This window comes from Dehalobacter sp. TeCB1 (genome assembly GCF_001707455.1).
GTDB lineage: Bacteria > Bacillota > Desulfitobacteriia > Desulfitobacteriales > Syntrophobotulaceae > Dehalobacter > Dehalobacter restrictus.
Genome location: NZ_MCHF01000036.1, coordinates 21756 through 42169 on the forward strand (window position 1 = coordinate 21756; position 20414 = coordinate 42169).

Sequence of the window (20414 nt, forward strand, 5' to 3'; positions counted from 1 at the left end):
TTCTTATTTCATATTTGAATCATCGTTCTGTATATAGGTTAATTGACTTCATTTCCATCTTGAACCAGACTCTTTTTTGAACTTTGAAAGAATTCCCCGATACTGCTTAACCCCTGCGGACGGTATATCATGAGTGCAACCAGGATGATTCCGTAAATAATGATCTGGTATTCACCGCCGGCTCCGGGAACGATGAGCGGTATCAACTCTTTTAAGATCTCGTTTAAGGCCACGACGACCACAGCCCCAAGCAAAGGCCCCCAAAAGGTACCCAGGCCGCCAATCACTGCCATCAGTACAAACTGGACGGAAGCATGAAAAGTAAATGGTGACGGACTGATAAAGGTCACATAAAAAGCATAAAGGCCCCCTGCCAAACCCGTAAGCAGCGCACTGAAAATAAAGGCCTGCAGCTTAAGCCTAATACAGTCAATACCGGCATTTTCTGCCGCATACTCACTCTCTCGGATCGCACATAAGGCCCTGCCTGTTCTGGAACGGACTAAATTTCGTATTCCCAGCAGTATCAGGACCAGAATGATCCAGATCAGGATATAAAATTTCCTGTCACTGTTTAAAATAAGACTGCCAATGCCCAGATGCGGAATACCGCTGATCCCGGATGGCCCTCCGGTTATTTCTCCGCCTTCGGTAAATAATATATGGACTAAAATCCCAAAGCCGAGCGTCGCGAGGGCAAGGTATAGCTCGCGTAACTTAAGGGTCTGTCGGCCAATTAGGGCCGCAACAATTCCGGGAAGAAGAATTGCTGCCAGAAGGGCTAACAGTGACGGCCAATGAAAACGCGTGGTTAATATCGCGGCCGTATAAGCGCCTAAACCAAAAAACGCCGCATGACCGAACGACACCTGCCCCGCATAACCCATCAGCATTCCCAAGCCCTGGACAACGATCGCATACAGGCCGATAACAATCAGTGATCCATAAAGATAATTGCTGTTAAGCAGGAGCGGGATAATCAACAATACCAGCATGATGACAGCTCCGCTGAATTTAAATATAATCTTTTTCACCAAAGATACGCTCCTTACCATATGACGCTGTAAATCTTACTCAAAAGAAATCAAATCTATACCAAAAGGAAACCCTGTTTTAAGATTAAATTTTACGCTCGCTGATTGCACCCAGGATCCCTTCCGGCCTGATTAAAAGGACTGCAAGAAGAATCACAATAGAGATCGCATCATTCAACCCGGAGGAAATCAGTCCTGAACTGTAGGCTTCCAAAAGCCCCAGGATTAATCCCCCCAGAACAGCTCCGGATATACTGCCCAATCCGCCAATTGTTGCCGCGATAAAACCTTTGACGCCTAACATAAAACCCATATCATACGTGACCATCGTCACCGGTCCAATGCAGATTCCTGCGGCGGTAGCCAAAGCCCCTGAAAAAACAAATGCGGCTAGGGAAATCGTACTCAGATTGATCCCCTGCAGCTGGGCTCCGATGGGACTGAGGACGGAAGCTTTAACTGCTTTTCCCCAGTACGTCCGTCCAAAAAAAGTGTTGACACAGATCAGTGTTGCCGCTGCCAGCAAAAATACCCAGATACTCTGAGGATTGAGTGCCGCCCCGCCTGCCATGATTGGTCCACTAGCCGTAAAGGAGGGCAGAGAGTAGGTATCCGTTCCCCAGATCAGAAGGGCCAGTCCCCTTAAGGATATCGAAATACCAATTGTAATGATCAGCATCGTCAGGCTGCTGGCTCCCCTGGCTTTGTTGACCGTCAGCCTTTCGAGTACCCCCGCCAACAAGGCGACAATAATGATGGCAAGAAGGGAGGCCGCTATTAGCGGCATCCCCATCGATTTGAAACTAACCGTCAAAAGTGCCCCGATAACCAGGAATTCCCCAAGGGCTAGATTTAATATGCCTGTTACTTTATAGGTAATGACCAGGATAAGGGCAATAATAGAATAAATACTTCCAAGCGTAAGCCCGCTGAATAATAGCTGCAGTAGTTGTTCTCCCATCAGGTTTCACTCCGTTACTGTAATTTTGCCCTCGTTACTGTAATATTTTCCATTTGCCGTCTTCGATCTGCACCAAAACGGCGGAATCTTCGCTTAAGCCATTATGATCCTGTTCGGACATATTAAATACCCCGGATACACCGACAAGTCCCTGCGTTTTTTCCAGTTCATTCCGAATGACGCTGCGATCCGGACCAGCTTTTTCGATCGCCTTGACCAGGAGACTTAAAGCATCTGCCGCATAACCGCCGAATGAATTGGGCGCGGTATTGTATTTGTTTTGGTAATCATTGATATAACTTGTAAGCACTGCTTTCTGCGGATCAGAATCCGCAATCTGATCGGTCACTGGAAGCTTGCCGATTGGAAGGATCACTCCGTCAGCGGCGTCCTGGGCAAGTTCAATAAATTTCTGATTGCCGACGCCATGGCTGTGAATGAGCGGAATCGTCAGTCCAAGATCCTTATAGTTCTTCGTCAGGATGGAGGCCGAAGGCGGAATCGCCCATACGACGACTGCCTGAGCCCCGCTGCTCTTAACATTCGTTAATTGCGGTGTCATATCATTGTCTGTCGCATCAAATTTTTCTTCGGCGACGATGGTGATCCCATTTTGGGGAGCTGCTGCGCTGATGGCTTTCTTGCCATTGTCGCCATAAGCATTGTTCATATACATAAAGGCAATCTTCGTCATGTTATTCTTCTTGAGATATTCAATGATTTTATTGATCATGACGATATCGCTCTGGGCTGTTTTAAATACCCATTGTCTTTCAGCCGCCGGCTCAACTATGCTGCTGGCTGCTGCCAGAGAAATCATCGGAATTTGCGCGTCCTGGACAGTTTTCATGATGGCCATCGAGGTCCCGCTGGAGCTGCCGCCCAAAACTGCAAGGACGCCTTTTTCTATTAGCTTATTTGCAGCAAGTACAGCCTCCATCTCATCACTTTTATTATCCTCAATGATCAGTTCAATCGGATGGCCTTGAATACCGCCTTCGGCATTGATTTTGTCCACCATCATTAGCAGCGTATCGCGTTCAGGTGTGCCCAAAGAAGAGGAAGTCCCGCTGATATCGAGAACCGCACCCACTTTGTAAGGTTCTGCTGTCTCACTGCCTGCCTTACTGCTTTTCCCGGAGCTGCACCCCCCCAATATCAGGCTGACCGCCAATAATAAAGCTACTACCATACTCCCTGTGAAACCTTTGAACTTTCTTTTCATCATCCTTCACTCCTACATTCATATTTTTCTGATACACCAGAAAATAACAAGCCACAGCCTTCGCCGGGACGAAAGCTGTGGCCTTCCGCGGTACCACCCCAGTTAGCTGGATCACTCCAACCCTCTCTTAAGAGTACGAATAAAGAAATCTTTCCCTACTGAAACTTAGTGTGGTCCGTGGCCATCCGTGGCCTTGCTAGCCGCTCCTTGCAGCCAATTAAAAAAGCACTTCTCATCCCTGAAGGGACGAAAGTGCTTCGCGGTACCACCCTATTTGGGTCTAAGCAGACCCCACTTTTCAATAGGTACAGGACTTTATTCTTCCTTATACCCCCTCCCTTTTAACGGCGGGAGCCTCCGTCCAGACCTACTTACCCAAAGGTTTCAGTCCGGAAGTTCAGGGGTGAACCTTCAACGATCAATGCGATAGAAACGCTTTCAGTCTAAGACGTTTCCTCCCTGGAAAGCTCATACCGTTTACTTTACCCCATCATTACTTTTATACAATAATGGTGTTGATTTGAATCTATATTATCACAGGGCTTTGAGATTCGTCAATTAGAAATATCATTAGAAATATATTTGTTCTGTATCACTATAGTAAAAGTAAAAATATATTTCAGGATGGTATAAGATTTAGGATTGACATGGCAATAGTAAAGGCAAGGTATTCTTTTTTTAGAATTTAGTTGCATAGTCTTGCTAAAATATGATAAAATAACTTTTGTCTAAAAAACGTGCGGTAGTTAGATGTTTCGAAGGGGGTGACTGTATGCCAAATATTAAATCAGCAATTAAGAGGGTCCAACTAAGCAAATTACAGAATGCCAAGAATACTGCTGCCAGATCTTCCTTACGAACCGCTATTCGTCGTTTTGAGGAAGTTGTAAACAATAATCCTGAAAATGCTGTTGAAGCTCTGCAAAAAGCTTCCCGTGCACTTGATAAAGCTGCTGCCAAAGGTTTGATCCACAAAAACAAAGCAGCTCGCAAAAAATCCAGAATGGCCAAAAAATTTCAGGCTTTGAATAATAAAGCCAGCTAACAACGCTGCACTAGTCCCTCCATGGACGTCGCAGCATCCGTGAAGGCTATTTAAACGCTTCACGCTCCATAGACATTGAAGAGGATATCTCAGAACCCTGAGGCATCCTCTTTTTATAATTACGTTATTTCTTACATAATCGTATAACCATTATTTCCAGCAGCAGCTGAGGGCTCCCTCCGCTGCTCTTTAACGCCAGTTCAGTCTGAAGACAATCTTCCATGGCTTCAGCCAATCTGTTGGCTGAAAAAGAGTCCGCTTGCTGAAAAAGCTTATTCCCTTCAAAGAACGTCCTGATCCCTGCAGTGTCCATAAAATCATTGACTGTGCCCCTGCGGGCCCGCCAAATGCTCGCTACCAGCAACAGCCGGATATGGCGGACGATCATAGTATGCACCTTGAGGTAATGTTCCTGACTGAGCACTTCACAAAGCCTGGTCAGGGCATCTTTGGTATTCTCTGCCGCGATGGCATCCAGCATCGCAAAGACCGTCGTCTCGATCATCGGCAGACATATCTTCCGGATATCTTCAATTTCTATGTTTTGTTTTTCTCCAGTATATAAAGCTAATTTGGCCAGTTCCTGACTGAGTACCCCCGTCTGATGGCCAGCCCATTCCAGAAGAAACAAAGCGGCGGGAACACTCAGGTTCTTTCCGTTTTGAAGCGCTTCTTTTTGCAACCAGGCCGTCCATTCCGACTGGCCCTTCGGAAATGCAAATTCCACTGCTTTTCCATTTTTATTAATTTCCTTAAACAGTTTTCTGCCTCTGTTCACTTTTTCCGATATCAGGACCAGGCAGGTGGACGGATTGGGGTTCAGACAGTATTCCAGCAGGATATCCGGGTCGCTGCCTCTCCCTGAATCGGATCGTTCTGTTTCTTCGGCGCTGTTTTCCGATTCGGAAGTGCCTTTGCTCCTGCCCGTACTGAAATATGGAAGATCATCAACAACCACGAGTTTTCCGGAAAAAAAGGCTGTCATATTGGCAGCCTGGATCATTTCTTCCCGGGTTTGTTCTTTTCCGTTAAGAAGTTCTGTATTGCTGCCGGAAGGATCATCCAGCAAATAATAGTTTTTTAGCAGTTTTAAAGCCTCGGTTAGAGAATAGCGGTCCTCGCCGTACCAGAGATAAACGGAGGGGATATCGCGGTTCTTTATATCCAGTTTGATGATATCTAATGTCATATCCTATTTTCTCCTTGAAGTTAAGAAGAAACTCTCTTACTTGCCACCCAATGTGATTTTTGATAATTCAACCAGGTTTTGTGAATTTTCACTTACTTCCTCAATTGCAGCGGTGATTTCCTGAGTCGCTGCGGCCTGATTTTCAGCAATACCGCCAATTTGGTTGATTTCCATAATAATGCCTTCAATAGATTCTCTCATCTGGGTAAGTATTTCGGTAACCATTTTAGCTGAGTCGTTACTTTGGGCAGCAAGTTTGCGCATTTCTTCTGCAACCACTGCAAAGCCGCGACCTTGTTCACCGGCGCGAGCCGCTTCAATTGCAGCATTCAAACCCAGCAGGTTGGAATGTGAGGATATATCCGAAATAGCGCTAATGACCTTATTAATTTCTTTAATTTTCACGGCGGATTCATTTGCGGATTTTACCACATTGCTGATTTTGAAAGAAAGCCCTTGTGATCCTGAGGCAACTTCCTGCAATCCAGCGTTTGCTTGCTGAAGCGTTGCTGCTAAACCTTGAGAAATTTCTTCAACTCTACCCTCTTTTTCTAGGCTTTTACCGATTCCGACACAGCCGATGATTTCTCCATCGGGTGCTTTAATTGGGTATGTGAATGACGCAAACGGAATACCGTATCTCTCTTTGGACATAATATCCGATCTGGTTTTACCTGTTCTCATCGCTTCAACAAGGTGAGCGTGATCACTAACCTTAAAACTTTGATCCACCTTCGTATGAAGTTTATAGCCGGAGTAATGACAGAGCGCGTCCGTCCTATTTGTTATCAGCACCATGATGTCTTCCTGCATTATTTCTTTTAAATCGGCTAATACCATCACGTAGGCTTCCAAGATTTCTTCATAGCTTTTTACATGATTTTCTGCAAAATCCATTAAAATATCTTCCTCTCTCTTCCCAAAATGACCTATTTAGTAATTATTTTGAATTATCTCTACTATAACGCAGAACAAATAACTTTTCAACCAAAGATCATTGGGATCTTACAACAAAAAAAGTCCCCCTCAACGGATGAAGGGGAAAGAAAGAGGAGGAGAAAAGAGATGTTCATTTGGTATTATTTCCATGCACTTCCTCTTTTTATTCATGTTCTTTGATATTTTTTGTATTTCCGTATAAAATTAGTCTTTACTGGACTAATTTGATGTTTCAGACCAAAATATTTAGACGGTTTCTGGTTCAGCGTAATCTACACCTTTGGTGTCGACGGTTACGCTTTTCATTACCTGTTCCTGATTGGGCCTGTCCTGATAGTTACTTTCGACAGAAACAATATGATCAACAGATTCCATGCCTTCGATCACCTTGCCAAAAGCTGCATATTGACCGTCAAGATGAGGTGCATCATTAACCATGACAAAAAACTGAGAACCGGCTGAATCTTCCATTCTGGAGCGGGCCATAGACAGGACTCCACGGCTATGTTTCAGATCATTCTTGAAGCCGTTACCGGAGAATTCCCCTTTAATACTGTAGCCTGGATTGCCCATTCCCGAACCCTGCGGGCATCCTCCCTGAATCATAAAACCAGGAATGACTCTGTGAAAAATCAGACCGTTATAGAAGCCCTTTTTAATTAATGAAATAAAATTATTGACAGTATTTGGGGCTATTTCAGGATAAAGCTCGGCCTTAATGACATCCCCGTTGGCCATTTCAATTGTTACAATCGGTTTTTCCATGATCGATAACTCCTTTTCAACGTGTGAATTATTCGTTCAGTTGTTGATTATAGCATAAATTTGGATAAAAAAGAAATTTGCAGCTGTCACCTGCCTGTCGTTATCTGACAGCCCTTTTTATTGATCATCAATTGTATTGTCCCGTCCATATCTGTCCGATATATAGGTACACCTCTTTCTTCCCAGTAGTTGATAACCTCCCGGGAAGGATGACCAAAGCTGTTTTTGCCTACAGAAACAAACACCGCCCGGGGATTGGTACTGTCAAACCAAGCTGTATCCAGAGAGCCTTTTCCGCCATGATGTGGAACTTTTATAAAATTCGAATTCCAGTCAGTTCCTCTGTCTGAGATGGATTCCATTTCTTCTGCTTCCATATCTCCCGTCAATAGGATTTTCTTTCCCAGATATTCCATCTGTATCACCAGAGAATTATTATTCGAATCAGCGCCGGTGTTGTTCATTTCTTCGACCGGGGCCATAATCTCAATCTGCAAACCGGAAGAAAAATGGATATAATCCCCTGCCTTGAGCGTTACAAACTTTTCTTCGTTCCGGTAGTATTCCGCTGGAATTCCCGACTGCCATTCTTCATTTGTTATTCTATCACCCGCTTCGGGTACTGCGACTTTTGCCACAGGCAAATTGGCCAGCAGATATTGCGCCCCTCCCAAATGATCAGCATCCTCGTGCGTGATAAAAAGAAAATCCAGTTGACCTATCCTTTTTTCCATCAAATAAGGAAGCACAATTTTTTCCGCTGCATTGTAGTTCTCCCTACGGGGACCGGTATCGACAAGCAGGTTCTCTCGGGCTGTCTGAATTAGGATACAGTCCCCCTGGCCCACATCAATAAACGAAATTTCCAGGGCATTGCCGGCCGACCAGGGGTGCCAGAGCAGCAGCATCATAAGCAAAGCAAAGACATGTCTAAATTTGATAAAACTTAACAGTTTCGCAGGAATTAGTTGTTTGGCAGAATCTAGGAACTTTGCAGACCACAGATTAGAATATCCCATATGGTGTGGCTTATTTTCGTTCTTTCCAAGTTTGAGCGTGTCAACCATTCTGTACAGGTAGGGCAGAAATTGTAATCTCTTCGCTGTCGTTCTGAGTCTTCTGACCTGTACGTTCGAAATGAATTGTATTCTTTCTGTACCGAATAGCATCGCTGCCAAAAATCCATACCAGGCTATCCAAAAGGCCAGGCCGGGGTTTAATACCCAGAAATAGGCCCAAGGGAAAGATGCAATCAGCGTCAATATACGGTCAGAGATCTCAAGCAGCCATACTGCAGCTTGAAAAAAAACGGATGGGATACCCGGAACAAAAATCAGTACCGTTCCAATAAGCCCGATCTGCAGAACTGCGCCGAGCATAAAAAGGATAAATATATTGGTGACCAGCCCAGCCAGAGACAGTTTGTGAAAAACATTCATCATAATGGGTATCACGGCAATCTGAGCCCCAAATGATACTGCTGCAGGCAGTCTCAGTAATTCAGGCAGCCTGCCGAACCAGGCATTTTTCATCAACTGGGGTGATAGAACCAGCATTCCCCAAGTAGCAGCAAAGGAAAGCTGAAAACCTATATCACGCAAAAATAAAGGATTCCATAAATAAAGAATCAACGCAGCAAAGAGAAGCCATCTAAGCGGCGACATCTTTCCACTGCCTAAGCGGCCGATTAAGACTGAGGTTCCTAAAATGGTTGCCCGTAAGATAGGCGGATTACCGTTGCATAAGACTGCATAACACAAGATAACTCCAATCGTTGCGACAATCCTGGCTTTCCGGGGCAGGCCAAACAGAAACAGCCATGCCAGGGCCATCACAAAGGCCACATTAGATCCCGAAGCCGCAAAAACATGCATGACTCCTGCGGCCTTGTACATCTCCAGTGTTTTCGCAGATATCCCGCTGGAATCCCCAAACAAAATTCCTTCAAGAATACCGGCTTGCTCCGGCCAGGACGCGGTCAGAATATCATGTACATGCTGACGTATCCTTCAGGTAAAACCCGGAACACCTTCCTCCAGTACATCAGCTTCCCCGAAGGCTGTAATCGTACCGCTTAAGCCTCTTACGGCATAATAAAGCGGAAGGTCAAATTCGCCCTCTGTTCCCGGAGGTTTGGGATGTTCCAGTCTGGCTGTGACCAAGATGGTGTCTCCGGGCTTAACTCGATCCCATCCCTTCATATATACCCCATCTTTTTCGGGATAAACACGAAAATTGTATTTTTCCCCCAAGCGTTCTTCCGTTCCGGGATAGACATCTTCCAGGATGAAAATACCCTGGCCGGTCTTATCATTAATCCGCCAATCCGATAATCTGCCCTGTATCTCAATTCTTTCTATAAGCAGCGGAGAAGCGATATTGTTCTCTGCCGGCATCCCATACAAAAAACCTGTTAAAAGCCCGCAGGCCAGCAGTACCGCTTCAGGTTTGGAAGCCCTACCAAAAAAATCGAGCGGTTTCCATATAACCACAATTCCTATAGCTAAAAGCAAGCAAATGGCCAATATGAATATTCTTACTTCTTTTTCACTTTGAACGGCCAGCAATCCACCTGTCAGCACAGCTATAGCCTGACTGACCAGTTTATCTTTCATGACGCTTTCATGCCCCTTCATGACCTTTTTCTCATTTTGGTATGCAAACACCCTATGCTCAGTCCGAGAGCTACAGTTCCGCTATGAGCGGAATAGGATAACGCAGCGCAGCTATTTGCGGATTGTGCCATTCATGGCATGCGGATATTGTGGCCCGCAGACTTGCCTCAAACATACTGCTTTATCACGTTACGAACCGACAGAGATATACTTCTCCATTTTCTCATAGGTCTTTGAACCGATCCCCGAAACATTTTGAATCTCTTCCGGTGCGGAGAACCACCCGTTTTCCGTACGATAATCAATAATTCGCTGGGCTAAGGCCGGACCGATCCCCGGAATAGTATCCAGTTCATTAATACCTGCGGTATTGATATTGACCTTTGTCGATAATCCACCTGTTGTACCCGGCTGAGCTGCGCTGTTTTCGGTCTTTCCGGTTAATTGACCCGTTCCGGTACTCTTTGAGGCCACAATTATTTTTTGTCCATCCTTGAGCTTTTGGGCAGGATTCAATACTTCAAGGTCAGCTTCAGCTGTCAGTTCCGCTGCCTGCAGCGCATCATCCAACCTGGCATTCAAAGAGAGGTGCAAAAGACCGGGATGCACAACTGCACCCGAAATATAAACTACAATCTCCCTGTTTTCTTCTGCCTGATTAACTTCAACCGGACTGTTTACTGGCAAAAACAGTTTCACAGCGGCCAGAACCAGTAATACACCCAAAATGCCCCACCAAAGCAGCCTCAGCTTTTTCTCCAATCGTCCATACCTCCTCTTTTTCCATTATTCTCCATTTATTTTCAAATTCCTTTGTGTGGATTACTTTTTTGCCGTTTCCAAGTTAATCAGCGCGCTTAAACTTTAAACCTGATCATGAGAATGTTCCCATTTCTATTCCAAAACATAGAATATATCAGCCGAAACTGGCAAATTTTTACAAGGAGGTGCTCTTACTCCCAATGACATTATTTAGAGGAACCCATCTGAATTATGAGCTTGTTGCTCCTTATGCAGGGAATCAGGCCACAGTAAGTCTCTTTGACGGTAAAAGCTACCACGGACAAATTGTTGAAGTCCGTCAGGACGGTATTCTGTTTCATTCCAATAACCCAGGATTTCTGTTTCTTCCGTTCCTGGCTATAGCCGCTTTAGCACTAAGTGTTCCTTTTGCTTACGGCGCAGGCCTGGCCTACGGTTCCCGTTTTGCTTATGGCCCCTACCCGTACGGGCCTTACAGGCCATACCCTTATTATTGATTCCTCATTCTGATCTTCTGAATTGCACCGCAGCATTAGGCCAGTTGAACACTTTGTTATCCCTAACGTGTTGACACCAGGCACTTCGTGTCATTGTCCGTGGCAAACCAGCCACGATTCTCTATTCGAATCGTGGCTGGTTTTAACTGTATTATTTTAATTTGACACAACTGGTAAATATGTTACAATTGTATTAGCTAATTTTTTATATTAGCTAACGCGGAGGTGCTCTAATGGAAATTACCTCAACTGAAGCCCAGAATAATTTTGGCCGCTATCTGAAGCTAGCCTGGTTTGAAGACATTATCATCACGAAAAACGGCAAAAAAACAGTAGTTGTTAGACGCTATGAGGAGCCCGGAAAAGATGTTTCAGTCGTTGCTGAAAAAGCTGAAATCTATTTCTGGGACCAAGAGAAGATCACGTATGAAGACTTTTTAATGCTTTCTGAATCAAGTGAAAACCGCTACGAGTATATTGACGGAGAGGTCTACCTTTTGGCTTCACCTACTTATGACCACCAGTGCATCATCATGGAAATATCCAATGTCCTGTACAACTATTTCAAAGGCAAGAAATGCCGTCCGTTGACTTCTCCGTTCGACGTAACCCTTTCAGTCAGTGACAATAAAAATGTTGTCCAGCCTGATATGATTGTGATTTGCGATACTGAAAATATCAATGAAAAAGGCAGGTATACCGGCGTACCTACCCTAGTTCTTGAAGTATTGTCCGATTCCACACAAAAAAAAGACCTGCTGAAAAAACTAAATTTATATCTGCAGGCCGGTATATCGGAATATTGGATTGTGAATCCCTGGCGCAAAGAAGTCTATTTATACTGCTTTGCCGAACTGGACATCAGGGAATACCGCGTTTATCAGAGCAGTGATACGATCAAGTCTCTATATTTTGAAGGCTTGTCTGTCCCTCTTGAACAGCTATTTTCTTAAACTGTCTTACCTCACAACGATATTCACCAGTTTACCCAGAACCGTGATCACTTTGATGACGGTTTTTCCTTTAAGGTGCTGTTTGACTTTTTCTGAAGACAGAATCATCTTTTCCAGTTCCTCTTTAGAAATTTCGGCTGGGACCTGAACCTTGTCGCGAACTTTTCCGTTTACCTGGAGAATAATCGTGATCTCCTCTTCGATCAGCGCCGTCTCATCTTCAATGGGCCAGGCCTGTTTATGAATGCTTTCGGTGTTTCCAAGTTCTCCCCAGAGCTCTTCGGTGATATGCGGGGCAAACGGTGCCAAGATCTTCAGCAGTGTTTCAATGCCTTCTCTGGCAACGGCCAGGTTGGCATCCTTTTCTTCTTTATACAGGTAAAGTGCGTTAACCAATTCCATAATGGAACTGATCGCGGTATTGAAATTAAATCTGCTGCCGACATCATTGGTAACCTTTCTGATGGTACTGTGTGTGGTAAAACGCATTTGTTTGGCTTTGGCATCGAGCTCCGTGAAGGATTCACGTGCAGTACTGCCATTTCCTGCAGAAGCCAAGGCAGCTTGATACTGGACAATAAGCCGCCAGACACGGTTTAAAAAGCGGTAGCAACCTTCAACACCCTGTTCGCTCCACTCCAGATCCCGTTCAGGCGGGGCAGCAAACAGAATGAACATTCTGGCCGTGTCTGCACCATATTTGCTGATGATCTCCTCAGGGCTGACGACATTTCCTTTGGATTTGGACATCTTGGAACCGTCCATGCAGACCATTCCCTGGGTAAGCAGATTTGCAAACGGCTCATCCACCTGGAGGTAGCCAAAATCTCTCAGGGCTTTAGTAAAAAAGCGTGAATAGAGCAGATGCAGGATCGCATGCTCAACACCGCCGACATACTGGTCGACGTTCATCCATTTGGCCGCGTTTTTCTCGTCAAAAGCCTTATCCGGATTCCGCGGGTCACAATACCTCAGATAGTACCACGAAGAGCACATGAAGGTGTCCATCGTATCGGTTTCTCTTCTGGCAGGGCCTCCGCACTTCGTACAAGTTGTCTGCACAAAGCTCTGGGAAGTGGTCAGCGGATTCTCACCGGCCTTGAACACGACATCATCGGGCAGCATCACCGGCAGCTGATCATCCGGCACAGGCACAACGCCGCACGTATCACAGTAAATCATCGGAATTGGCGCACCCCAATAGCGCTGACGGGAAATCAGCCAGTCCCTAAGGCGGTAATTGATTCTACGCTCACCAAGCTGCAGCTTTTCCAGTTTGGCAGCCATCTTGCCCCAGGCCGTCCGGTTATCCAGTCCGTCAAAATCAAGGGAGTTGACCATGGTCCCGTCTTCAATATAAGCTTCTTTCATCGGCATATCTTTATCTGCAGCGGAAACTTTAGGATCAAGAATGACTCTCGCAATCGGCAGACCGTACTTCCCGGCAAAGGCAAAATCTCTTTCATCATGTCCCGGGACCCCCATAACAGCCCCGGTTCCATATTCGAGAAGAACGTAATTGGCAATCCAGATCGGGATCCTTTCTCCGCTTAATGGGTTGATGCAGTAGTGTCCGATAAACATCCCTTCTTTTTCTGCTTCCGATGAGGTTCTCGCAATTTCGTTCAAACCTTTCATCTTCTCGATAAAAGTGAGCACGCCTTGTTCATACTGTGTTCCTTTGACGAGCTGTGTAACCAGCGGATGTTCGGGGGCAAGAACCACATAGCTCACGCCAAAAATCGTATCGACTCTGGTTGTGAATACAGTGATCATATCTGTGGTGCCTTCAATTTTAAAATTGGCTTCGGCCCCTTCAGAGCGGCCAATCCAGTTGCGCTGCATGGTTTTTACTTTTTCCGGCCAGCCGGTGAGCTTATCAAGGTCGTTTAAGAGCTGTTCCGAATAATCCGTAATCTTGAAAAACCATTGTTCAAGATCTTTTTTGGTAACAGGTGTGTCGCAACGCTCGCAGGCACCGTCCACGACCTGTTCGTTAGCCAACACTGTCGCGCAGGACGGGCACCAGTTTACAGCGGCTTTCTTCTTATAGACCAAACCATGTTGATAGAACTGATTAAAAATCCATTGCGTCCAGTGGTAATACTCGGGGTGGCAGGTTGCAACTTCTCTATCCCAATCGTAAGAAATACCCATTTCCTGAAGCTGTCGCTTCATGTTCGCAATATTTTTCCAGGTCCACTCTGCCGGCGGTGTCTGATGCTTGATCGCGGCGTTTTCAGCGGGAAGGCCGAAGGCATCCCAGCCAATCGGGTGCAGCACATCATAGCCCTGCATCCTTTTGAAGCGGGCAATCACATCAACGATCGAATAATTGCGGACATGTCCCATATGTAAGTTTCCAGATGGGTATGGAAACATGGCAAGTGCATAGAACTTTTCTTTACCGCTATTCTCCTCAGTTTTTCCTGCTTTGTTCTCCAGCCAGGCTTTCTGCCATTTTGACTCAATCTCGTTGAATAAATATCTTTCCTGCATAGATCCGACCTCCAAAGTTCTTTCCAACAGAACAGCCTTTAGTTGTCCTGCCTTATGTTTCAAATGTTCATTCTTCTGGTAGATATTACTAGTCCAAAAATAGATAAAAACCCCCATCCCCAAGGGACGAGAGTTTGCTCCCGCGGTACCACCCTAATTCTGTGCGCTTAAAGATTATAACGGTTCTCACCGGCATCCGTTGCTGCCCGGACACTGCTCAGGAACGAGTTCCCCGCCTGGTGAAAACGGCTCACACCAACCGCCGTCTCTCTGATCCATCCCTTTCAGGTACTGCTTTCCTTCAAAGCGTAAAAATATTAGATTGGATATCCAAATTAAAATCTAATTATATAATACGACTTCCCGGGCATCGCCCCACAGTCTTTCCAGACTATAAAACTCTCTGGTATCTGGTGTCATAATATGTATAACCAGATCACCACAGTCGATCAGCACCCACTGAGCTTCAGGAAGCCCTTCTATCCTTAAAACCGGAATCCCGACCTCGGGCAATTTTTCTGCAAGGTACTCGATAATTGCTTTGGTCTGAGTCGTGCTGTTTCCCGTGGCAATCATAAAATAATCTGCAATGACGGATATTCCCTTTAAGTCAAGGGTCAGAATATTTCCGCCTCTTTTATCGTCAATAAAGTCAACTACTTTCTGCAGCTGGTCATGACTTATTTCCAAATTCTAACCTCCTTTAGACGCTTTTCCATTTTTCAAATCTTCATACGTCAGAATTGTCAGCGGATGAATCGGTTTATTGTTCTCCTTCAGATAGTACAAGGTATGCTCCACACAAGCCAGTGTACCTGTCTTAAGGTCATGATACAACTTCTGGCGAAGCTTGTCTACACCGGGGAAATTCCTCCCGGGTTCCGTGAGATCGACACTGTAGATCAACATTTCCAGAGGGGACATCCCCGGTCTCCCCAAGGTATGATTCGCAACCGCATTCAGGACATCCTCGTTTTTTATCGCGTAAAGAATCTGCAGCATATAAGCTGCGACTCTTCCGTGAATGACCTGGGGAATTTCCATATCTTCCGGATAAAGAATAAGGTTCCATTCCCGGGCTTTTTTCAGCTGCTCCAAATAAGTGTACTCCTTAGCCAGGTCATGGGTAAGGGCAGCTAAGCCCGCATCTCCCTCTTTTACACCGAACCTCGGGGCAAGTTCCACGGCCAGAGCCTCTACCCCAAGCGTGTGCTGAAATCTTTCCAGCGAAAGTTTTTGTGAGGCTAAAGTTCTGAAATATTCCAGCCGGTCGTTCACAACGTTCAACCTCTCTTATTTTACCGCTCCTTGCCATCCATGGGCGTCATACAAGAATACGGTACAGTTTGCTGTACCGTATTCTCTCGGGTCCAGGGTCTGAGAATGTAAGATAAACCAGGATTCTTCATGCTATTTATATAGAGTCCTACGACTCATTAAAGATCAGAATTTATCTTAACAGAAACCCCCAACCAAAAACATTAGACAGTTTGGCGAGGTCTCGCTTCGTTTACTGTCAATGAACGGCCATTGAACTCACTACCGTTAAGTTCTTCTGCTAAGCGCTCGGCATCCTCTGAAGCAACTTCTACAAAGCCAAAGCCTCTTGAGCGACCGGTTTCTCTGTCGGTAATGATTCTGCTGCCGATTACATTGCCAAACCGAGCAAAGTACTCAGTCAGTTCCTCTGAAGTCGTACTCCAGGGGAGATTGCCCACGTACAGGGTTTTTGTCATGGAATTCACCTCTAAAATAATTTTGTTTATAGTATGAAACAACTATTACTATAGTATACAATCCTATCGGAAGTCAAATGTTTATTTACTGATGTAAATATTATTTTCTATGATGAAACGCCGTACTTCTTCTGGAAGCAAATAACGAATAGACTTGTTATTCCAGATCCTTTTTCTGATATCTGTCGAAGATATAGCCAGAGCGGGAATTTCCATCTCGAATATTCTGTTTTGGGCATAAGGATATCTGTCAAATAATTCTCCCAAAAAACCACCAATTTCATACCCCGGTCTTGAAGCCCCGATAATTTTGGATATTCCAATAATTCCTTCTGCTTCCCGCCAGCTCAAAATATCCCGGAGCGCATCGGAACCGGTGATAAAAAAAAGTTCCTGTTCGGGGAACAACAGATGCAAGGCTTTTAAAGTGTCATAGGTGTATGAAGGGCCTTCTCTGTCGATCTCAATTCTGGATGCGATAAAATTCTCATTGTCGCGGATAGACATTTCGACCATCGCAAAACGCAGATCCGAATTTGCAATCTGATGATGGACTTTATGCGGAGGAATGCCTGTGGGGATGAATAAGACCTTATCAAGCGCAAATTCGACCCTGGCTGTCTCCGCAGCCACCAGATGGCCGTAATGAATTGGATTAAACGTTCCTCCCATGATGCCAATCCGGCATCCGCCAGCGATTGACTCGCGAACACTCCGTTCCATTATTTATCTCCTAAATTTTTATTATTAGACAAGTCTCCGTAACACTGTCTATAACGGAGACTGATCTCAGGAGAATACTTAAGTAAAATATGCTGAGAAATATCCCGCCTGCAAATTGTCCTCATTTACCAAGAAAATATGTCAGGGCAGCTCTATTTTTGGTTTTTCGCTGGCCTTCCGATAGAGCAGGAAATTCCGCCCGATCACCTGAACCAATTCTGAATGGGTAGCTTCGGCCAGCCCGGAGGCGATATTTTTCGGGGCATCGGCACAATTCTGGAGCACCCGTCCTTTAATCAGCTCTCTTGCCTCCAACGCATCGGCGGCCTGTTTAATCATATTATCTGTAATTTCATCTTTGCCAACGATTAAAATAGGTTCCATTTCATTCCCCATAGCCCTTAAAAACCTTTTCTGTTTGCCTGTCAGCATGCTATTGTCCTCCCTCCGACCATTCCAACTCCAACTTTCCGATCGATACTTTATTGCCTTCTTTGATCCCCTGTTCCTTCAGTGCATCGTCGACTCCCATCACTTTAAGGATATTCTGGAAGCGCATGACACCGTCATCCGTATCGAGGTAGGCCATCGCCGCATGTCTTTCAATCTCTTTGCCTGTAATGATATACATGCCGTCTTCACGCGTAATGACAAATCTGTCCTCGCTTTGGACCTGAACCATGCGATGTTCATCAGGATCAGCTGAAAGTCCAATCAGCGGTACCTCAGGAAGAATTTGTATCATCTTATGCAGTAATTTATCGATTCCCTCTCCGGTTACCGCCGAAATTGGGTAGATTTCATAGGCATCCCCAAATTCCTCGCGGAGACGCCGGAGATTCTCCTCGGAACCGTTAACATCAATTTTGTTCGGAACAACCAGCATCGGCCTTTCAGCAAGAGCCGGACTGTGCAGTTTGAGTTCCTGGTTGATGATTTTAAAGTCTTCCAGCGGGTCTCTGCCCTCGGAACCCGAAATGTCCAGAATATGAAGAAGCAGTCTGGTACGCTCGATATGACGCAGAAATTCATGTCCAAGTCCTGCGCCGGAATGAGCCCCTTCGATAATTCCCGGGATATCCGCCATGACAAAACTCTCATCCTCTACCTGAACGACGCCAAGATTCGGTACCAGGGTCGTGAAATGATAGTCTGCGATTTTCGGACGGGCAGCCGATACCCTCGAGATCAGTGTGGATTTTCCGACGTTTGGGAATCCGACCAGGCCGACATCTGCCAGAAGCTTCAGTTCAAACAGAAGCCAAAGCTCTTCCCCTGGTTCTCCGCGCTCCGCCACTGTAGGAGCCTTGTTTGTATTACTCATAAAACGGGCATTTCCACGGCCGCCGCGGCCGCCTTTGGCAATGGTGACCCTTTGCCCATGCCGGGTAAGATCAGCCATAATTTCGCCTGTACCTTCATTTTTGATTATCGTTCCCGCCGGTATACGCAACACCAGGTTTTCTGCTCCTTTCCCGTGCATATCCTTGCCTTGCCCGTGTTCGCCGCGGTCTGCCTTATAATGGCGGCGATAGCGGAAATCCACCAGGGTCCGCAGGCCCTCATCCGCTTCGAGGATGATATCCCCGCCACGGCCACCGTCTCCGCCATTAGGCCCTCCCAACGGGACATACTTCTCCCTGCGGAAAGATACAGCTCCTGCTCCGCCGTCCCCAGCTTTTACATATATTTTTGCGCGATCATAAAACATTCGTTAACCCCTTCATTCGGATTTTTCTAAAGAAAACTTGGCTGGCGCCAAGCCTTTGACGTCAGCCTTAGCTGCGCTTAGACCTATCAGAAAGTAACTCATGCTTTCTGGTAGACTGGGGAATATACATTCTGCTCAAAAAGATTGTCTTCTTTATATAGTCTGAATTCGCAGGAAAATCCTCCGCCGACAACGCCGAACTGGATCTTTGCCGTTAATGTTTCAACATCCTGATCTCCCTGCACGAATAGGTCTAAACAGTCTTTAGTGTATCCAGAAAAACTCAGGGCATATTCTTCCTGCCAATGATCAAGCCAAAATTCTTCATTTTTCATTTCCGGAGGAAAATCCAACACAAATTCTGCACCTTTCAGACGCAGCTTAAAATACCATCCCAGGAGAATACCAAGCAGTGTTTTTTGGCCAATCTTGTAAATATCTTGCTGCGGCCGAATCTCCACCAAGACTTCATCAATATAAGCCAACGCTTTGTCCGGCATATTCAGCTGCAAATACCCCTTGATGACCTGAAAATAATTCAGAAAATCATGCCGAAGGATCTGGAAATTATCCAACTGCTCATAAAGGATCTTTTTATCAAGATTGACCATTTTTCTTCTCCTCACCAAAGATAATTAACAATAAAACATACCCCCGGGCTAACCCAGGGGTATGACGTGTAATCTGTTATTGGGCTTGAGTAATCCCGTTTTCCGCATGAACACTTACCTGCTTGCGGAATTTATCTTTGCGTTCGAACTTTACGTAACCATCTGTGAGCGCGAACAGCGTATCATCTTTGCCAATGCCGCAGTTTTTGCCAGGATGGAGTTTGGTTCCACGTTGGCGAACAAGAATATTTCCTGCCAAAACGTACTGTCCGTCAGAGCGTTTGACTCCGAGTCTTTGCGCATTACTGTCTCTGCCGTTTCGTGTACTTCCTACACCTTTCTTGTGGGCCATGAAGATCACCTCCTAAAAAGAACATGCTGATCGTATTCTAATTTTCAACCATTAAGCATTGATTGTTTCAATTGAAAGCTTCGTGTAAGGCTGACGATGGCCTTTTTTAACACGAACGTGTTTTTTGGGTTTATAACGGAATGCAATGACTTTGTCGCCTTTGCCCTGTTCCAGAACTTTTGCGACAACTGTCACGCCGGCAACAACTGGAGCTCCAACCGTTACATTACCATCTTTTTCAACAAGCAGTACCTGATTCAGGTCGAGAACCTGGCCGACAGCTGCATCAAGTTTTTCAACATTGACGACATCGCCTTCCTTGACTCTGTACTGTTTGCCTCCTGTTTCGATAATTACATACATTTTTCTACACCTCCCAGTCCCAGACTCGCCTGCGTAGGTCGGCCCGCTGCCGCATAAACGGCAAGAAACCAGTTCATACCTAATAAGTGCGGTTGTGGTGAGAAGCCACCACGTTCTAACATTTTAGCATTTTTCCTTATATTCGTCAATCAGTTGATCCTACAGTTCAATTCATTCGTCTCTCGCCTCAATTGACTTTGTAAATGCAACCTATACATTACTGGGTGATTGCATTTAAATCTTCAAACAGAATAGTGGCATTAAGTCTTACAATCGAAAGTCTCCTTTTTCTTCACTCCCCCATGGGGGAGTGATTGCATTTAGTCTGGCAATATTCCGACAAGAACTTTAGGATGTGTTCTGCGGGAATCTTTGAGTCAAAGGAGAATTTACCATGGCAAAAAACAAGCATCTCACTGATTCGGAGCGTCTAC

22 protein-coding genes and 2 other annotated features are annotated in these 20414 nt (G+C 45.4%); of the genes, 3 read left to right on the forward strand and 19 right to left on the reverse strand.

Going from position 1 to position 20414, the window contains the following annotated elements; translation table 11 throughout:
- Positions 1–38: 38 nt before the first annotated feature.
- The 3 genes from A7D23_RS09845 to A7D23_RS09855 all read right to left on the reverse strand — a co-directional run bounded on the left by A7D23_RS09845 (position 39) and on the right by A7D23_RS09855 (position 3220).
- Complete coding sequence (locus A7D23_RS09845) at positions 39–1034, reverse strand: branched-chain amino acid ABC transporter permease (protein ID WP_025205218.1); 996 nt, start codon at positions 1032–1034, stop codon at positions 39–41.
- A gap of 85 nt (positions 1035–1119) precedes the next feature.
- Positions 1120–1995 (reverse strand): branched-chain amino acid ABC transporter permease, encoded by an 876-nt coding sequence (locus A7D23_RS09850; RefSeq protein ID WP_019226574.1) that lies wholly within the window; start codon positions 1993–1995, stop codon positions 1120–1122.
- Between the two features lie 34 nt (positions 1996–2029).
- On the reverse strand, positions 2030–3220 hold the full coding sequence (locus A7D23_RS09855; RefSeq protein WP_019226573.1) for an ABC transporter substrate-binding protein: 1191 nt from the start codon (positions 3218–3220) through the stop codon (positions 2030–2032).
- 239 nt (positions 3221–3459) lie between these two features.
- Positions 3460–3723: a binding site (T-box leader), on the reverse strand.
- Positions 3724–3992: 269 nt separating this feature from the next.
- Here A7D23_RS09855 and rpsT point away from each other — a divergent pair.
- Complete coding sequence (rpsT, locus tag A7D23_RS09860) at positions 3993–4265, forward strand: 30S ribosomal protein S20 (protein WP_019226572.1); 273 nt, start codon at positions 3993–3995, stop codon at positions 4263–4265.
- Between the two features lie 124 nt (positions 4266–4389).
- Here the strand turns inward: rpsT and holA are convergent, their stop codons facing one another.
- From holA to A7D23_RS09890, 6 genes are all read right to left on the reverse strand, one after another.
- Entirely contained in the window at positions 4390–5454 is a 1065-nt protein-coding gene (gene holA, locus A7D23_RS09865) for a DNA polymerase III subunit delta (protein ID WP_019226571.1), read from the reverse strand.
- A gap of 36 nt (positions 5455–5490) precedes the next feature.
- Entirely contained in the window at positions 5491–6351 is an 861-nt protein-coding gene (locus A7D23_RS09870) for a methyl-accepting chemotaxis protein (RefSeq protein ID WP_019226570.1), read from the reverse strand.
- Positions 6352–6639: 288 nt separating this feature from the next.
- Positions 6640–7158, reverse strand: a complete 519-nt coding sequence (locus A7D23_RS09875; RefSeq protein ID WP_019226569.1) for a peptidylprolyl isomerase — start codon at positions 7156–7158, stop codon at positions 6640–6642.
- An 86-nt stretch (positions 7159–7244) separates the two neighbouring features.
- The gene (locus A7D23_RS09880) at positions 7245–9095 is read right to left on the reverse strand and encodes a ComEC/Rec2 family competence protein (protein ID WP_019226568.1); all 1851 of its coding nucleotides are present in this window, start codon (positions 9093–9095) and stop codon (positions 7245–7247) included.
- Between the two features lie 72 nt (positions 9096–9167).
- Entirely contained in the window at positions 9168–9773 is a 606-nt protein-coding gene (locus A7D23_RS09885) for a DUF4131 domain-containing protein (protein ID WP_242837016.1), read from the reverse strand.
- 189 nt (positions 9774–9962) lie between these two features.
- On the reverse strand, positions 9963–10535 hold the full coding sequence (locus A7D23_RS09890; protein WP_019226566.1) for a helix-hairpin-helix domain-containing protein: 573 nt from the start codon (positions 10533–10535) through the stop codon (positions 9963–9965).
- Between the two features lie 200 nt (positions 10536–10735).
- On the opposite strand from A7D23_RS09890, the gene A7D23_RS09895 reads away from it, so the two are divergent.
- Positions 10736–11032: a hypothetical protein gene (locus A7D23_RS09895; RefSeq protein ID WP_025205217.1), complete on the forward strand. Its 297-nt coding sequence runs from the start codon at positions 10736–10738 to the stop codon at positions 11030–11032.
- A 233-nt stretch (positions 11033–11265) separates the two neighbouring features.
- Complete coding sequence (locus tag A7D23_RS09900; protein ID WP_019226564.1) at positions 11266–11985, forward strand: type II toxin-antitoxin system Phd/YefM family antitoxin; 720 nt, start codon at positions 11266–11268, stop codon at positions 11983–11985.
- Positions 11986–11991: 6 nt separating this feature from the next.
- Here A7D23_RS09900 and leuS read toward each other — a convergent pair whose 3' ends face one another.
- The 10 genes from leuS to rplU form a co-directional block, all read right to left on the reverse strand.
- Positions 11992–14484 carry a leucine--tRNA ligase gene (gene leuS / locus A7D23_RS09905; RefSeq protein ID WP_019226563.1) on the reverse strand — a complete coding sequence of 831 codons (2493 nt, stop codon included), beginning with the start codon at positions 14482–14484 and terminating at the stop codon, positions 11992–11994.
- Between the two features lie 119 nt (positions 14485–14603).
- Positions 14604–14798 (reverse strand) — a binding site (T-box leader).
- A gap of 28 nt (positions 14799–14826) precedes the next feature.
- Positions 14827–15174 carry a ribosome silencing factor gene (gene rsfS, locus A7D23_RS09910; RefSeq protein ID WP_019226562.1) on the reverse strand — a complete coding sequence of 116 codons (348 nt, stop codon included), beginning with the start codon at positions 15172–15174 and terminating at the stop codon, positions 14827–14829.
- A 3-nt stretch (positions 15175–15177) separates the two neighbouring features.
- On the reverse strand, positions 15178–15762 hold the full coding sequence (gene yqeK, locus A7D23_RS09915; RefSeq protein WP_019226561.1) for a bis(5'-nucleosyl)-tetraphosphatase (symmetrical) YqeK: 585 nt from the start codon (positions 15760–15762) through the stop codon (positions 15178–15180).
- 203 nt (positions 15763–15965) lie between these two features.
- Positions 15966–16220, reverse strand: a complete 255-nt coding sequence (locus A7D23_RS09920) for an RNA-binding protein (RefSeq protein WP_019226560.1) — start codon at positions 16218–16220, stop codon at positions 15966–15968.
- 81 nt (positions 16221–16301) lie between these two features.
- Positions 16302–16943: a nicotinate-nucleotide adenylyltransferase gene (gene nadD, locus A7D23_RS09925; protein WP_019226559.1), complete on the reverse strand. Its 642-nt coding sequence runs from the start codon at positions 16941–16943 to the stop codon at positions 16302–16304.
- A 141-nt stretch (positions 16944–17084) separates the two neighbouring features.
- On the reverse strand, positions 17085–17375 hold the full coding sequence (gene yhbY, locus A7D23_RS09930; protein WP_019226558.1) for a ribosome assembly RNA-binding protein YhbY: 291 nt from the start codon (positions 17373–17375) through the stop codon (positions 17085–17087).
- A gap of 1 nt (position 17376) precedes the next feature.
- On the reverse strand, positions 17377–18654 hold the full coding sequence (obgE, locus tag A7D23_RS09935) for a GTPase ObgE (protein ID WP_019226557.1): 1278 nt from the start codon (positions 18652–18654) through the stop codon (positions 17377–17379).
- 98 nt (positions 18655–18752) lie between these two features.
- Positions 18753–19265, reverse strand: a complete 513-nt coding sequence (locus A7D23_RS09940) for a Spo0B domain-containing protein (protein ID WP_019226556.1) — start codon at positions 19263–19265, stop codon at positions 18753–18755.
- Between the two features lie 76 nt (positions 19266–19341).
- Complete coding sequence (gene rpmA, locus A7D23_RS09945) at positions 19342–19617, reverse strand: 50S ribosomal protein L27 (RefSeq protein WP_015044630.1); 276 nt, start codon at positions 19615–19617, stop codon at positions 19342–19344.
- A gap of 51 nt (positions 19618–19668) precedes the next feature.
- A complete protein-coding gene (gene rplU / locus A7D23_RS09950) occupies positions 19669–19980 on the reverse strand; it encodes a 50S ribosomal protein L21 (RefSeq protein ID WP_019226555.1) in 312 nt (103 codons plus the stop codon).
- Positions 19981–20414: the final 434 nt, after the last annotated feature.